The sequence below is a fragment of the Ferrovibrio sp. GW821-FHT12B10 genome, assembly GCF_058807515.1.
Genome location: NZ_JBXAQT010000002.1, coordinates 18,196 through 33,176, shown reverse-complemented (window position 1 = coordinate 33,176; position 14,981 = coordinate 18,196). Strand labels below are relative to the sequence as shown.

At 65.1% G+C, this 14,981-nt stretch carries 14 protein-coding genes; 3 read left to right on the top strand and 11 right to left on the bottom strand.

Features of this window, described 5'->3' with window-relative positions; all coding sequences use genetic code 11:
* Positions 1–3 precede the first annotated feature (3 nt).
* The 8 genes from AC1RRT_RS17800 to AC1RRT_RS17765 form a co-directional block, all read right to left on the bottom strand.
* Entirely contained in the window at positions 4–588 is a 585-nt protein-coding gene (locus AC1RRT_RS17800; protein WP_493015223.1) for a biotin transporter BioY, read from the bottom strand.
* 15 nt (positions 589–603) lie between these two features.
* Positions 604–2,604 carry an acetyl-CoA carboxylase biotin carboxylase subunit gene (locus AC1RRT_RS17795; protein ID WP_493015222.1) on the bottom strand — a complete coding sequence of 667 codons (2,001 nt, stop codon included), beginning with the start codon at positions 2,602–2,604 and terminating at the stop codon, positions 604–606.
* Positions 2,605–2,618: 14 nt separating this feature from the next.
* Positions 2,619–4,151 (bottom strand): acyl-CoA carboxylase subunit beta, encoded by a 1,533-nt coding sequence (locus AC1RRT_RS17790; protein ID WP_493015221.1) that lies wholly within the window; start codon positions 4,149–4,151, stop codon positions 2,619–2,621.
* 171 nt (positions 4,152–4,322) lie between these two features.
* Entirely contained in the window at positions 4,323–5,552 is a 1,230-nt protein-coding gene (locus AC1RRT_RS17785) for a pentapeptide repeat-containing protein (protein WP_493015220.1), read from the bottom strand.
* A gap of 124 nt (positions 5,553–5,676) precedes the next feature.
* A complete protein-coding gene (locus tag AC1RRT_RS17780; protein WP_493015219.1) occupies positions 5,677–6,381 on the bottom strand; it encodes an ATP12 family chaperone protein in 705 nt (234 codons plus the stop codon).
* 33 nt (positions 6,382–6,414) lie between these two features.
* Positions 6,415–8,475 carry an AsmA family protein gene (locus AC1RRT_RS17775; RefSeq protein WP_493015218.1) on the bottom strand — a complete coding sequence of 687 codons (2,061 nt, stop codon included), beginning with the start codon at positions 8,473–8,475 and terminating at the stop codon, positions 6,415–6,417.
* Positions 8,476–8,503: 28 nt separating this feature from the next.
* The gene (locus AC1RRT_RS17770; protein WP_493015217.1) at positions 8,504–9,205 is read right to left on the bottom strand and encodes an HAD-IA family hydrolase; all 702 of its coding nucleotides are present in this window, start codon (positions 9,203–9,205) and stop codon (positions 8,504–8,506) included.
* A gap of 118 nt (positions 9,206–9,323) precedes the next feature.
* A complete protein-coding gene (locus AC1RRT_RS17765) occupies positions 9,324–9,662 on the bottom strand; it encodes a hypothetical protein (RefSeq protein ID WP_493015216.1) in 339 nt (112 codons plus the stop codon).
* A gap of 223 nt (positions 9,663–9,885) precedes the next feature.
* Here AC1RRT_RS17765 and queF point away from each other — a divergent pair, with 223 nt between their 5' ends.
* Positions 9,886–10,308: a preQ(1) synthase gene (queF, locus tag AC1RRT_RS17760; RefSeq protein ID WP_493015665.1), complete on the top strand. Its 423-nt coding sequence runs from the start codon at positions 9,886–9,888 to the stop codon at positions 10,306–10,308.
* A 3-nt stretch (positions 10,309–10,311) separates the two neighbouring features.
* The gene (locus AC1RRT_RS17755; RefSeq protein ID WP_493015215.1) at positions 10,312–11,139 is read left to right on the top strand and encodes a hypothetical protein; all 828 of its coding nucleotides are present in this window, start codon (positions 10,312–10,314) and stop codon (positions 11,137–11,139) included.
* Here the strand turns inward: AC1RRT_RS17755 and AC1RRT_RS17750 are convergent.
* Positions 11,114–11,734, bottom strand: a complete 621-nt coding sequence (locus AC1RRT_RS17750) for a cysteine hydrolase family protein (protein WP_493015214.1) — start codon at positions 11,732–11,734, stop codon at positions 11,114–11,116. The two genes, AC1RRT_RS17755 and AC1RRT_RS17750, sit on opposite strands and share 26 nt — an antisense overlap.
* A gap of 78 nt (positions 11,735–11,812) precedes the next feature.
* Here AC1RRT_RS17750 and AC1RRT_RS17745 point away from each other — a divergent pair, with 78 nt between their 5' ends.
* A complete protein-coding gene (locus tag AC1RRT_RS17745; RefSeq protein WP_493015213.1) occupies positions 11,813–12,685 on the top strand; it encodes a LysR family transcriptional regulator in 873 nt (290 codons plus the stop codon).
* Positions 12,686–12,689: 4 nt separating this feature from the next.
* Here the strand turns inward: AC1RRT_RS17745 and AC1RRT_RS17740 are convergent, their stop codons facing one another.
* Positions 12,690–14,009 carry a DUF3422 family protein gene (locus AC1RRT_RS17740; RefSeq protein ID WP_493015212.1) on the bottom strand — a complete coding sequence of 440 codons (1,320 nt, stop codon included), beginning with the start codon at positions 14,007–14,009 and terminating at the stop codon, positions 12,690–12,692.
* Entirely contained in the window at positions 13,997–14,980 is a 984-nt protein-coding gene (locus AC1RRT_RS17735; protein WP_493015211.1) for an RluA family pseudouridine synthase, read from the bottom strand. Before AC1RRT_RS17735 ends, AC1RRT_RS17740 begins: the two co-directional genes overlap by 13 nt.
* Position 14,981: the final 1 nt, after the last annotated feature.

The window sequence follows — 14,981 nt, the reverse complement described above, 5'->3', positions numbered from 1 at the left end:
AAATCAATCCTGGCTGCGGCGCTTCAGCGCCAGTTTCCAGGCCGCCTGCATGATGGCGACGCCCAGCGCGGTCTTCACTGCGGTGGCGGCCCAGAAGGGATACAGGCCGACGGCCAGGGCCTTCTCGATGCCGACCAGGGTCGACAGCCAGGCAACGCCCAATGCCAGGATCACGCCATGGCCCAGAGTCATCGCGACGGCGCCACGCAGCAGCGAGCGATCCCAGCCACGCTCGGCCAGCCAGCCGATCAGCCAGACCGAGACGATGAAGCCGACGAGGTAGCCGGCCGTCGGCCCCATGAAATAGGCCGGGCCGGCAGCGGCGCTGGCGAAGACCGGCAGGCCGACGAAGCCTTCGGCCAGATAGAGCAGCACGGTGGCGGTGCCGAGCCGGCTGCCATAGGCCATGCCGATCACCAGGATGGCCAGCGTCTGCAGCGTCATCGGCACCGGCCAGAATGGTACCTGCACCTTGGCCGACAGCGCCAGCAGCGCCGAACCGGCGATCATGGCCAGCGCGACACGCCAGGCGCGCATACCGGGCATCACGTGATTGAGCAGCGTGGTGTTGATCGTGGCAGTCGACATCATCGGCTCCTGACTTTACGCGAATTCGAGAATGACCTGGTCGACCGCCAGGCTGTCGCCCTTCTTGGCGTTGACCTTCTTCACGGTGCCGTCGCGTTCGGCGCGCAGCACGTTTTCCATCTTCATGGCTTCCACCACGGCCAGCGCCTGACCGGCCTTGACCGCCTCGCCTTCCGCCACGCTGATGGTGACGACCAGGCCCGGCATCGGGCAGAGCAGATACTTCGACATATCGGGCGGCAGTTTCTCGGGCATCAACCGCGCCAATTCGGCCGCACGCGGGGTGCGCACCGCCACATCCAGCTCGGCGCCGCCATGGACGACGCGCACCCCATCGGGTCGCGCCGAGACGCGCGCCACGACGGTCTGGCCGTTCACGGTGCCACGGAAGAAGGGCTGGCCCGGCTTCCAGTCGCTGCGAACCTTGAGCGCCTTGCCCTTCCCGATTTTCACATCGCAGCCGCCATCGGCATCGGTAACGCCAATTTTGTACTCGGTCTTGTTCAGCACCGCGATCCACTCGGCATCGGGGACCCATTCGGGCAGCCCGAGCTTGCCGCCCAGGTGACGGGCGCGCAGCTCATTGCGGATATGCAGCAGCGTCGCCACGGCCAGTGCTGTGTTCTGGCGCTCGTCGGGCAGCACCGTGCCGCCATAGCCGTTGGGCCATTCCTCGGCGATGAAGTTGGTCGACAGCCGGCCCTCGCGGAAGCGCGGATGATCCAGCACGGCCGAGAGGAAGTTGACGTTGTGGCCGATGCCACTGATCCAGGTCTCGTCCAGGGCGGCCGACAGCGTCGAAATCGCCTCGGCGCGGTCTTTGCCAAAGCTGCAGAGCTTGGAGATCATCGGATCGTAGAACATGCTGATCTCGCTGCCCTCGACCACGCCGGTGTCGTTGCGGATGACATCGGATTCCGGCGCGGTGCGCCAGCGCGCCAGACGGCCGGTGCTGGGCAGGAAACCGCGCAGCGGGTCCTCGGCATAGATGCGCACTTCCAGCGCCCAGCCGTTCAGCTTTACGTCTGACTGCTTGATGCTCAGCGTCTCGCCGGCGGCGACGCGGATCATCTGCTCGACCAGGTCGATGCCGGTGATCAGTTCGGTGACCGGATGCTCCACCTGCAGACGGGTGTTCATCTCCAGGAAGTAGAAGCTGCGGTCCGGGCCAACGATGAATTCCACCGTGCCGGCGCTGTCATAGTTCACGGTCTTGGACAGCGCGACGGCCTGCTCGCCCATCGCCTTGCGGGTCTTCTCGTCCAGGAAGGGGCTCGGCGCCTCCTCGACCACCTTCTGGTGACGGCGCTGGATCGAGCATTCGCGCTCGCCCAGATAGATCACATTGCCATGCTTGTCGCCGAGCACCTGGATTTCGATATGACGCGGTTGCTCAATGTATTTCTCGATGAAGACGCGATCATCGCCAAACGAGTTCTTCGCCTCGTTGGTGGCCGAGGAAAATCCTTGCGCCACTTCCTCGGCCGAGCGCGCGATGCGCATGCCCTTGCCGCCGCCACCGGCCGAAGCCTTGATCATGACGGGGAAGCCGATCTCGGTGGCGATCTTGACGGCCTCATCGGTCGATGCAATCGCGCCGAGATAGCCGGGCACCGTCGAGACGCCGGCCTTCTGGGCCAGCTTCTTGGACTCGATCTTGTCGCCCATGGCGTAGATCGCGTCCGGATTGGGGCCGATGAAGGCGATGCCCGCCTCTTTCAGGGCCGCGGCGAACTTGCGGTTCTCCGACAGGAAGCCATAACCCGGATGCACGGCCTGGGCGCCGGTCTGCTTGCAGGCCGCCACGATCTTCTCGATCACCAGATAGCTCTCGGCGGCGGCGGCCGGACCGATATGCACGGCCTCGTCGGCCATGCGCATATGCAGCGCGCCATCGTCGGCATCGGAATAGACCGCCACGGTCTTGATGCCCAGTTTGCGGCAGGTCTTGATCACGCGGCAGGCGATTTCACCGCGATTGGCAATCAGAATCTTGTTGAACAGTTTCTCGGCCATGATACGCGCCACCCTTACAACGGAATGTTGTCGTGCTTCTTCCAGGGGTTCTCCAGCTTCTTCTCGCGCAGCATGGCGAGCGAGCGGGCGATCCTGTAGCGCGTGTTATGCGGCATGATCACATCGTCGATGAAGCCGCGATGGCCGGCGACGAAGGGATTGGCGAACTTCTGGCGATACTCTTCCGTACGCTCGGCGATCTTGGCCGGGTCGTTCATTTCGGCGCGGAAGATGATCTCGACGGCGCCCTTTGGCCCCATCACGGCGATCTCGGCCGAGGGCCAGGCATAGTTGACGTCGCCACGCAGATGCTTGGACGCCATCACGTCATAGGCGCCGCCATAGGCCTTGCGCGTGATCACCGTGACCTTCGGCGTGGTCGCCTCGGCATAGGCGAACAGCAGCTTGGCGCCATGCTTGATGATACCGCCATATTCCTGGCTGGTGCCGGGCAGGAAGCCGGGCACGTCGACGAAGGTGACGATCGGGATGTCGTAGCAATCACAAAAACGAACAAAGCGCGCGCCCTTGCGCGAGCTGTCGATGTCTAGGCAGCCCGCCAGCACCATCGGCTGGTTGGCGACGATGCCCACGGTCTGGCCGCCGATACGGGCGAACCCGATGATGATGTTCTTGGCGTAATTGGGCTGCACCTCGAAGAAGTCGCCCTCATCCACCACCTTCTCGATCAGCTCCTTCATGTCGTAGGGCTTGTTCGGATTGGGCGGCACCAGCGTGTCGAGTGAGGATTCCTGGCGGTTGATCGGGTCCCAGGTCTCGCGGACCGGAGCCTTCTCGCGGTTGTTCAGCGGCAGGAAGTCGAACATGCGACGTGTCTGCGCCAGTGCCTCGACGTCATTCTCATAGGCATTGTCGGCCACCGAAGACTTGGTGGTATGCGTCACCGCGCCGCCAAGCTGTTCCTGGGTCACCACTTCCTGCGTCACGGTCTTCACCACGTCGGGACCCGTGACGAACATGTAGCTCGAATCCTTCACCATGAAGATGAAGTCGGTCATCGCGGGCGAATAGACCGCGCCGCCGGCGCAGGGCCCCATGATGACGGAAATCTGCGGCACGACGCCCGAGGCGAGCGCATTGCGCTGGAACACCTCGGCATAGCCGGCCAGGCTGTCGACGCCTTCCTGAATGCGCGCGCCACCGGAATCATTGAGTCCAATCACCGGCAGACCGACCTTCATGGCGGTGTCCATGATCTTGCAGATCTTACCGGCATGACTGGCCGAGAGCGACCCGCCGAAAACGGTGAAGTCCTGGCTGAAGACGAAGGTCGCGCGACCGTTGATGGTGCCATAGCCGGTGACGACGCCGTCGCCGGCCACCTTCTGGCCATCCATGCCGAAATCGGTGCAGTCATGCTCGACGAACATGTCCCACTCCTCGAAGGAGCCGGGATCAAGCAGAAGTTCGATGCGTTCACGGGCGGTCAGCTTGCCCTTGGCATGCTGGGCCTCGATGCGTTTTGCCCCGCCGCCCTGCCGCGCCTGCGCGCGTTTCTCTTCCAACTGCCGGATGATGTCCTGCATGCAACTCCCCGATTTGGCGCTGTTGAATGGGGCGCCTTATGACATGGCCGTGACACGGCAATAGCACATCGCGCGGACCGGCAAAATAGCCGGCGCTGCAGTGCAATAGCGGAAGTGAAACCCTTGCGATAAAAGGAATTTATCGCCGCTGATATATCAGACGAAAGCGGATTACCGCTGGGGCAGCCGGGCGTCGACCAGATCGGCCCCGTCCAGCAGGGCGCGCGACATATCGGCCCCCTCCAGCCAGGCCTGCCGCAGCCGGGCGCCGCGCAGGTCGGCGCCGCGCAACAGGCTGCGTGACAGATTGGCCGGAAAGGACTTGATCAGGCCGACAGTCAGGGGGCTGAGGTCGGCTTCGCGCAGGTCGGCCCGCACCAGCAGGGCACCGGTCAGATTGGCGCCACGCAGGTCAGCGCTGGCCAGATTGCAATCGCGCAGATCGGCATCGACCAGGCGCGCGCCCTGCAGGGAAGCGCGTTCCAGATTGAGCCCCTGCAGCACCGCCCCTTCCAGCATCGCGCCGGTCAGCACCAGGCCCGGGCGCGGCCCGATGCTGCGCAGGTCGTAGCCGCTGAAATCGAACAGCCGCCCTTTCACGCCGTCGGTCTCGACCCAGAGGCGATACAGGCGGAAAGCCTCGTCGATGCTGACATCGAGTTCGGCAATCGAACGACCGCGCGGCGTGTCGTCCAGAATGCCCCGCAGATCGGCACCGGTAAGTTGCGTCTTTTCCAGGCGCACGCCGACCAGCACCGCATCACGCAGTTCGGCATCCTTGAGATTCGCACCGGTGAGATCGGCGCCGGAGAGATTGGCGCCGGAAAGTTTAGCCGCCGAAAGATTGGCGCGCGTCAGCACGCAGTTGATCAGCACGGCATCGCTGAAATCGGTGCGGCCTGCCATCACGCCGGTCATGTTCGCACCGGTGAGATCGGCCGCCACCAGCTTGGCGCCACCGAGGTCGACCGCATCATGGTCGGGCTTGACAAGATGCACGCCGCCGACGGGATCGCGATGGGCAACCATGCCGTCGCAGAGATCGGCTTCCTGCAGCTTCGCGCCAGTGAGGTCCGCCCCACGCAGCGATGCGCCGCGCAGGTCAGCATGATTCAGCCGCGCATTCTGCAATGACGCGCCACGCAGGTCGGCGCCAAACAGCACCGCGCTGCTCAGGTTCGTATCGGTCATGTTGACCGCCTGCAGATTACAGCCAGTGAAATCGGCGCCGGCGAGATCGACGCCCGCCATGGAGAGGTGGGACAGGTCGCGGTAATGCAGGATCGCCCGCCGACCGCCGGGCAGGCGCTGACGGTACTTTTCGTGATCCGCAATGATGGCCAGAAGCTCGCCATAGCCCATCTTGGGCCGTTGCCGCTTCGGCGTGTCCATGCCTGCCATATGTCGGGCCCCCCTGAAGGCCGACATCAAGTCCCTGTGATCGGCAGGGACTATAGCAAGCGATTCAAAGCGCTGCCCAGAAAAGGTTGTGCCTGTGGATTAAGCACAACCGGTGGGAATAGCACTAAGGGGTGACCTTCAGTAAAGCGAGAAATCGGGCCGTCGCCTCCAGGTCGGAGGCCAGTCCGGCCCGCCGTTTGGCGGCTTCGGCATCCTCACCCCAGAGCCTGGCCTGGTGCAGTTCGTCCACCAGCCCGGCCTCGGTGGCCGCGGCGGCATCGACTCGGCCTTCCAGCAGCGCCAGTCCCAGCACCACCGAGCCGGTATTGGTGGTGGCGGCATGGAGCGCGGTCAGCTGATAGGGATCGCAGCCCTCGCAGACCCGTTGCAGGCGGGGCCGCAGCTCCGGCGGCTGGTCCACCGCCATGATCCCGCTGGTGACCACAATCTGGACGTCAAAACGCTCACGGAACCAGTCCAGCAGCGGCTGCCAGACCTCGGCCTGCTTTTCGGCCAGGGCTGCCGGCTGCGCGGCACGATAGGCCAGCAGGTCGGTATCGCTGTAACGCAGGATATCGTCGGTGGCAAAGCTGCGGTCATGGGCCACACGGTCGATGGCGGTGGCCGTCAGCTGCATCAGCGGCATGGTCGAGGGCCTGATCTCGTTCGCCTGCGCCTGCCATTCGGCGGCGATTGCCTCGGCCAGCCCGAGCGTCGGCACGCGCATCTCGGTCTTGGCCGGCGTTTTCAGCATCCGACCATCCAGCCGCACGCTCGCCGTGCCATCTGCCTCGGGCTGCGCCGTCGCTTCCTTGTAGAACCGCTTCATGACTGCGGCTTATAGCTGCGCCCCTGCTCGCCTTCAACGGCCGAACAGATTGCCCAGTCCGCGTTTCAGATTGTCGACCGGAGTATTTGACTGCGGCTGCTGCTGGGCCGGTTGCGAACCGGGTTTCGCCGTCGAGGCCGGCACCGGGCGACCTTCAGCGAGCGCCACAGCCTTGCTGCAGGCCGTCGCGGCATCGTCGCCACCGGAACCCAATGCCGGCGACAGCAGCGCCAGCGGGCCCAACGCCGCCATGCCGGCTGCAGCGCCCAGCACATTCTTGGCCAGCGCCGCCGGATCGGGCGTGAAGCTCGGATCGGTCAGCTTGCCGCGCACCATCACCGGCGGCAGCGCGGCGGCAAGGCCGGTGTCGCGCGACGACGGCACCAGACGCAGGTTCAGCTGCTCCGTGCCCAGGTTGACCGTGCCGTCGCCGGTCATGGTCATGCTGCCAGTTTCCGCCAGCATCGCCTTGGGCGTCAGCACACCCCCCTTGATGTCGAGGCCGGTGACGACACAATGCAGCTTGGTCTTGGCGGCGGCGCGATCCAGTGCCGACACCGCGCGCGCCATCCCGGGCAGGAAGTCACGGATATATTCTTCCTTCAGCTCGCCCTCGCCGACTTTCAGGATCAGCTTGCCATTCAGGCCGGCCATCAACTGTCGCATGCTGGCGCCCTGGCTGGTGACGTCCAGCGCCAGATCGGTCGGAGCGCCGCGCCGCACGATGTCGGTGATGCCGGCCTTCTGCAGATATTCGCTCAACACCACGCCCTTGCCATCCAGCTTGGCGCTCAACGCCTTGGATTTGCCGTTCATGGTGATGTCGCCAGTGAGGCTGCCCTGTGCCAAAGCGGCAACGGCCGGTTTCACATTCAGCACCCCATCCCTCAGCGTCAAAGCCAACGACACGCCCTGCGCATCAAAAGCCGGCGCCTTCAGGTGATCCGCCTTGTAGGCGATCTGCGCATCCGCGGCGTTCAGGCCATCGAGCGGCAGCGGATCGTTGCTGAACAGGCGACCATCACCGGCAGGTGCTTTCGCGCCGCCGCCACTGCCTCCACTGGCAGGTTTGGCGGCGTCCTTGGGCAGCAGCTTGTTCACGTCCATGCTCTTGGAGGCAAGATCGGCTTTTACCGCTGGCTTTGCGCCGGCGAGGTTGAGTTCGGCCGTGCCGGTGAGATCGCTATCGGCAATCTTGGCGTTGATGTTGTTGAGCGCATAACGCTGCGGGCCGAGATCCTTCACATCGGCCTGGAAGGTCAGCGGCACCGCCGGCGCACTGGCACCGAAAGCGGCCGCCAGCTTGGCCAGGTCGGGCGCGTCGGCCGTCACTTTAAGCGCGATGCCCTTGCCCTGCATCGGCTGGGCAACGCTGCCATCCACAGTCAGCTTGGCATTGGGCACGGTGACGGTGAGCTTCACCGGCCAGGGCCGGCTCGGCGCCATCAGATCGTCCAGGCTGCCCAACGTGCCGTCGGCCTTGATCTCGTTGCCATTGACGATGGCGACCAGTTTCGTGGCCAGCGTGTTGCCGCTGGCCTGCTTGATCGAGAATTCGCTCAAATTCACATCGGTCTTCGCGCCGGTCTGCGCATCGTGATAGGCGAGCTTCACATTCTTCAGCGCGACATTCTCGACGGTGGGGATGCTGCCGCCGCCGGACTGTGCGGCAGGCGTCTGGGTCTGGGGTTGCTGCTGCGGGGCCGGCTTCTGGCCGGCGAAGTCCCAATTGGCCCGCCCCTGACGGTCTTTTTCCAGCAATAGATCGACGTCGTTCAACACGAGGCTGTCGATCTTGACCTGGCTGCGGATCAGCGCGATCAGATCGACCTGCGCTGTGAACTCGCCGATGGTGGCCATCTGTGGCCGGCTGCCCCAGCTCGCATTGGCGAAGCTGACTCGCTTGACCCCGATACCCAGCGGCCAGAGGCTGAGCTTCATGTCCTCGGCAATGTCGAGCTTGCGACCAGTCGCTTCTTCGACGGCCGCCACGATCTGCGGCTTGAAGCGGTTCACATCCACGGTCAGCACCGCAACCACGGCGGCGACAATCAGCAGCGCCAGAACGGCGCCAATCCATTTCAAAGCACGCATGCGGCACCTCCCGTCAAAACACTAACGATCAGGCCATCAATTCGATCACCAGATCAGGAAGTTCCTCGAAATTTTTAATGACCCTCTGCGCCCCGGAATTCCAGAGCACCTCTTCCTCGTGATAACCCCAGGCGACACCGATCGCCCTCACCCCGGCATTGCGGGCCATTTCCATGTCGTAAGTAGTGTCGCCCACCACAATGGTCGAGGTGCGATCTGCACCGGTCTCGGCCATGGCCTGCAGCACCATGTCGGGCGCCGGTTTGCCGACCGCCACCACGTCATTGGTCTGCAGGGTGACGAAGCGGCCGGTCAGACCATGGGTCTTCAGCGTGAAGTCGAGGCCGCGCCGCGCCTTGCCGGTGGCGATGCCGAGCAGGAAGCCGGCGGCCTCCAGCCGGTCGAGCGCATCGACCAGGCCGGGGAACAGCGGTTCGTGGTGATCGGGCACCAGACGCTGGGCGATCGCCGCCTGTTTGTATGCATCGACGACAGCAGTCAGGGAGCCGGCACCATAGGGCAGCAGGCTTTCGATCGCAGCATCCAGCGGCAGGCCGACCGTGCGACGCACCGTATCGGCTTCCGGCACGATCAGGCCGTTGGCAGCGAAGGCGGAGTGCATCGCGGAGACGATATGATGCTGGCTGTCGACCATGGTGCCGTCGCAGTCGAACACCACCAGTTTCGGCGGGATGAAATCGTGGCCTGCATTGTTTTTAGAGGAATCCATGACCCCAGACTCGCATGCCCGGCCGCCGCGCTCAACTCCAAGTCGCTTTCTCGGCTGAAAACCAATAAAAAAAGGCTCCCGTCCGAAGACGGGAGCCCCAATCAGCCGTCACTGCGCCTCAGTTGACGGCTTTCTTGGCGTCGCGGGACTTCTGGTCAGCCTTGGCCTGGTCCTGCTTGAGCTGGTCCTTCTTCAGATCGGCCTTGCGCTGGTCGTCCTTCTTCAGGTCGGACTTCAGCTCGGTTTTCTTCGCATCCTTGTGCTGGTCGGCCTTGTGATCCTCGGCCTTCTTCACCGACGGGCTGGCCGGGGTCGCCGGCGTGGCGGGCGCGGCAACGCCCGGCTGGGCCGGCGTGGCGGGCTGCGCCGGGGTGGCCTGGGCATAGGCGCCGGCGGCGCCAAAGGACAAGGCGCCGGCAACGGTCAGGGCGGTGGCGAGGGTTTTAAAACGGGTCATGAGCATGCCTCCTTCGGGGGCAAAAGCACCGACGGTACATCCACCCGGATGCCTCGGTCGGTACGGGTGTCACACTGTCGGCCGATCATGGCGGCACGGGGATGCAATCAAGGCGTTGTTGTGGCAGATAGATAGCATGACAAAGCCGACCAAATCCCGCTCGCCCTCCCGTCCCGGCACCCGCCGCGCCCCCTCGGTCGCCGGCCTGACCCAGCTTGGCAAGATGGCCGCCCAGCCGGCGCGCCCGGAAGATGCCGTGCTGGAGACCGTGCCCAACCCGCAACCGGGTGTGACCTATCTGATCCGCTTCACGCAGCCGGAATTCACCAGCCTCTGCCCGATGACCGGTCAACCCGACTTCGCGCATCTGGTGATCGATTACGTGCCAAACCGGCAGATCGTTGAATCGAAATCGCTGAAGCTGTTCCTCAACAGCTTCCGCAACCACGGCGCCTTCCATGAAGACTGCACCGTCGGCATCGCCAAGCGCCTGGTCGCGGCGATGCAGCCGCGCTGGTTGCGCATCGGCGGCTACTGGTATCCGCGTGGCGGCATGCCCATCGATGTCTTTTACCAGACCGGCAAGCCGCCGGCCGGACTGTGGCTGCCCGACCAGGGTGTCGCACCCTATCGCGGTCGCGGCTGATTCATGCATCGTCGCGGCCTTGCGCTGTTGCTTCTCGCTGTCGGCCTGGCCGGTTGCAGCAGCATGGAAAACAGCATCCGCGACATGAACCGCAGCCTCTACCGCGGAATGGGCGGCGGCAGCGACCGTCCGCGGTTGTCGGATGGCACAGCCGCCAGCGACCGCCCCGTCACACCCTGCTTCAACGCCGAGGCCGGACTGCTCTATCTCAGCCAGACCGGCCGTTGCGCACCGGGCTACAGTCCGGTCGGCACCGATATGGCTGAACGCCAGTTCCAGGCATCAAACTCACGCGCACCGGTCGCTGGCCGCGGCGCACCCGAGATCACGCCGATCCAGCCTCGCACCTATCAGCCGGCTACCCGTGGCGGCATCGGCAACACACCGCAGGCCAATGTGCCGCCCGGCGGCGGCGCGGCCATCGGCACCATCACGCCCTATGACAGCAACCCGGCGCGCGTCGGCGAAGGCGTCTATGCGCTGTGCTACAGCGACAGCACGGGACAGGTCTTCGAGGCGCAGGCCTGCCCGCCGGGCAGCCGCTGGATCAACACCGAAGAGGCCCAGCTGCTGCAACGCGCGCAGTTGACCGAGGCGATCTGGTGCTTCTATCCCGATCGTCGCGTGCTGTATCGCAGCCGCGCCTGCCGGCCGGGCGACCAGAAGCTGAGCGTGGCCGAGGCCAACCAGGTCTGGGACACCCTGCCGACAGACCGCCGCACGCGCACGCGGCCATCGGAAACACCAAACGCCGTGCAGGCGCCGGTGCCGACGATGAACCCCGTGCCGCGCAGCGGCGTGAACGCTACGCCGCTGCCTGCGCCGAAATAAGGCTGGCGTCTTTCAGCACAATTGCAAACCGGTCGTTCAGCGCCGCCATGGTGATGCGATGCATCTCGGTTGCCGAGATCGCACCGGTCCCGGTCGGGTCGGGCAGATCGCGGTCGGCGCAGGCCGAAGCGACCACGGCGGCACGGTAGCCGTGGTCCAGCGCACTGCGCGCCGTGGCACTGATGCACATATGGCTCTGGAAGCCGGCGATGATCACATCGGTGCGGCCGAGGCCTTTCAGCACCTCATCCAGGTTGGTCTTGGCGAAGCTGTTTGGCAGGCCCTTGGTGACGATGGTCTCGCCATCGAGCGGCCGCACGGCGGAAATGAAATCAGCTTTCGGCCCCTCGGGATTGAACAGCGCCCCGCCCGGCCGACCGTGATGCCGCACATGAATCACCGGCGCGCCGCTGGCCCGGGCGCCGGCCAGCAGGCGAGCAATCTCGGCCACTGCGGGCTCGACACCGGTCAGCGGCAGGCCGCCATCGACCAAGTATTCGTTCTGGGCATCCACCACCACCAGGGCGGCCTTGTTCCAGTGGAACGGCACGCCGGCGGCGCCGGCCATTTCAAGCAGGGTCTTGGGACGGGTCATCACGCACACTCCGATTGAGGATTATATGCTCTGATTTAGGCCATGGCAGGTCTTGTGCAAATTCCATAAGATCGCGCGATGACTATGCAAAAACGCACAGATGGCCAAAGCCAGCCGGACTGGAACGACCTCCGCTATGCCCTGGAGCTCGCCCGTCACGGCAGCCTGTCCGGCACCGCCCGGGTGCTGAAGGTAAACCACGCCACGGTGGCGCGGCGGATCGCCGCGCTGGAAGAGGCGCTGGGCTTCCAGTTATTCGAGCGCCGTGCGCGTGGCTACCGCCCAACCCCACTGGCCGCCCCGGTGCTGCAGGCGGCCGAACAGATCGAGGCACCACTGTTACGGCTGAACCGGCTGGCCGAAGCCCAGCGCGGTGAACAGGTGGAAGGTCTGGTGCGTATCACCGCCACCGAAGGCGTCGCCAGCCATTCCATTGCGCCCTGCCTGGCCGGGATGCGCCGGCGCTGGCCGCGGCTGGAATTGGAGATTCTGGTCGACCATCGCTCGCTCAGCCTGGCGCGGCGCGAAGCCGATATCGCCATCCGCTGGGCCCGACCCAAGACCGGCGAGCTCTATGCCAGCCGGCTGGGCGCCGTCCCCTATCGCCTCTATCGCCATGCCAACATCACCGACAGCATGGCGGTGGCCGCCTTCGACGAAAGCCTTCCCGACCTGCCGGAAACGCAATGGCTGGCCAAGCAGACAGGGCTGCGTACGGTGCTGCGCAGCAACAGCATGATCCCGATGGTGGCGGCCGCCCGCAGCGGCGCCTGCGCGGTGCTGCTACCCGATTATATCGCCCGGCAGTATCCCGAGCTGATCGCAGATAGTGGCAAGCCGCCGGTGACACGCGATCTATGGCTGGTGATCCACCGCGATCTGCGCAAGGCGCCGCGCGTGCGCGCCGTGGCGGACTATCTGTCGGACGCGATCAAAGCCGCGCTGCGCTAACCAATCAGTGCAGGCCGGCCTTCTGCAGGGAACGGCGAAAGCGGCGCAAGCCCCACCAGACGATCAGCGCGACGACCGGAATGGCAATACCGATGGCGATCTCCTTGTCGACCGGCAGGCCAACCGCATGCAGCGCCTGCGCGGCATAGCCGACCAGACCGACCGTGTAATAGGTGATCGCCGCAACCGAAAGCCCCTCGACGGTTTCCTGCAGGCGCAGCTGCAGTCGCGAGCGGCGGTTCATCGCATCCAGCAGTTCGACATTCTGCCGTTCCAGCGCCACATCGACGCGGGTGCGCAGCAGGTTGGCGATGCGCGTCGCGCGCCGTGAAAGTCCTTCGATGCGCTCGGCCATCGTGATGCAAGTCCGCATCGCAGGAGAAAGCCGCCGCTCCATGAATTCGCCGATGGTCGGCTGCCCTTCGATACGAATCTCGCGCAGCTCGGCGATGCGGCGCTCCACCAAAGCGTGATAAGCCCGTGCCGCGCCGAAACGATATGGCGTCTCGACCGCCAGCGTCTCTACTTCGGCGGCCAGGCCGGCAATCTCGCGCAGCAGCGTCTGCTCGCTTTCATGGGCCACATCGACCATGCGGCCAGACAGCTTGGCCAGCTCCTGTTCCAGCACCGTGATGCGCGGCGCCACCTGCTGCGCGAGCGGCAGCGCCAACAACGCCATCATGCGGTAAGTCTCGATATCGAGCAGCCGCATCACGATGCGGCCGCATTGTGCCGGCGTCAGGCCGCGATCGTGCAGCACGAAACGCACGGCATCGTCAGCGCCCAGATGAAAATCCGTCCACACCGTTGCCTGACCGCCGGCCAGACCGCTGGCCGCCAGCGTTGGCCCGTCGAACAGGCTCTGCAGCATCGTGGCATCCGGTTGCGGCTCGCTACCGGCCAGCACCGTCACATCGGCCGCGATCATCAGCCGGCCGGGCAGCTGCGCTAGCCAATCCGCTGGCAACGGCAAATGGCCCGCCGCCATCTCCTCGCCGGCGGCGCGCCGCAGATACAGCGTATAAGTCGAGAATTCCGTGCGCTTTTCCCAAATCAGATGCCCGCCATCCGGCAACGGTACCGCGACATGACGCGCACCGGCTTCGGGTTCAGCTGCTTTCACGATCCGGCATAGCGTTGCCAGATGGGCATGTTCGGCAGCGCCCTCCTCGCCTTTCAGCATCACGCCCAGATGCAAAACGCGACCGGGCGCCGCCAGTGGCAGCGGCGGACGGGCATGGACTTCGGCCGCAAGATCCGGACGCAGCGGATGCGCCCGCTGTCGCAGGTTTTCAGGCAGAAGCGGCTGGTCTATTCCAGCCATGCGTCGGCGCTTTTCTCGATCTCCAGACCGAGAAAGTCCCAAGTCGCCTGCATATGCTCCGACAGCGGCGCCCGCACTTCGAGCATTCCGCCATCAGGATGGGCAAGGCGGATAGCACGGGCATGCAGGTGCAGCTTGCGGCTGACACCGCCGGTGAGATGCGCTTCGGCACCGCCATATTTTCCATCACCGACGATCGGCCGCCCCATTAGGGCGGCATGCACGCGCAACTGATGGGTGCGACCGGTGAGCGGCGCCATGGCGAGCCAGGAGGCGCGCCGGCCAGCCGTGTCGATCGTGCGATAGAGCGTGACGGCATTCTTGCCGTCTTCCTCATCGGCCGCCATCTTCTCGCCGGCAGCGCCGGGCAGCTTGGATAGCGGCATGTTGATCTTGCCCTGACGGATCTCCGGCACACCCATCACCAACGCCCAGTACAGCTTATGCGCCTCCCGCGCTTTCAGCGCGCCGGCCAGCTTGGCGGCGGCCGAAGCCGTGCGCGCCAACAGGATCACGCCCGAGGTGTCCTTGTCGAGGCGATGCACCAGGCGTGGGCGTTCGGTGCTGCCGAACTTCAGGAAACCCAGCAGGCCATCCAGGTGTTCGGTCTGCCCGGTGCCGCCCTGGGTCGCCAGACCCGGCGGCTTGTTGATGACGATGACGGCATCGTCCTTGTGCAGAACGGCGGCTTCCAGTTCGGCGATGCGCGCCGGCGTGGCGCGAGCCGGCCGGGGTTCGCGCGGACGCTCGTCATCCTTCGGCGGTTCACCCAGCGGCGGAATGCGGATGGTCTGCCCCAGTTCGAGGCGTGTCGCTGCCTTGGCGCGGCCGCCATCGACACGCACCTGCCCGGTGCGCAGGAGCTTCTCCAGCTTGGCATGGCCGAGCCAGGGATAGTGGCGCTTGAACCAACGATCGAGCCGCAAATCGGCTTCGCCGTCGCTGACGGTGCGGGTGATGACCTGGGACATG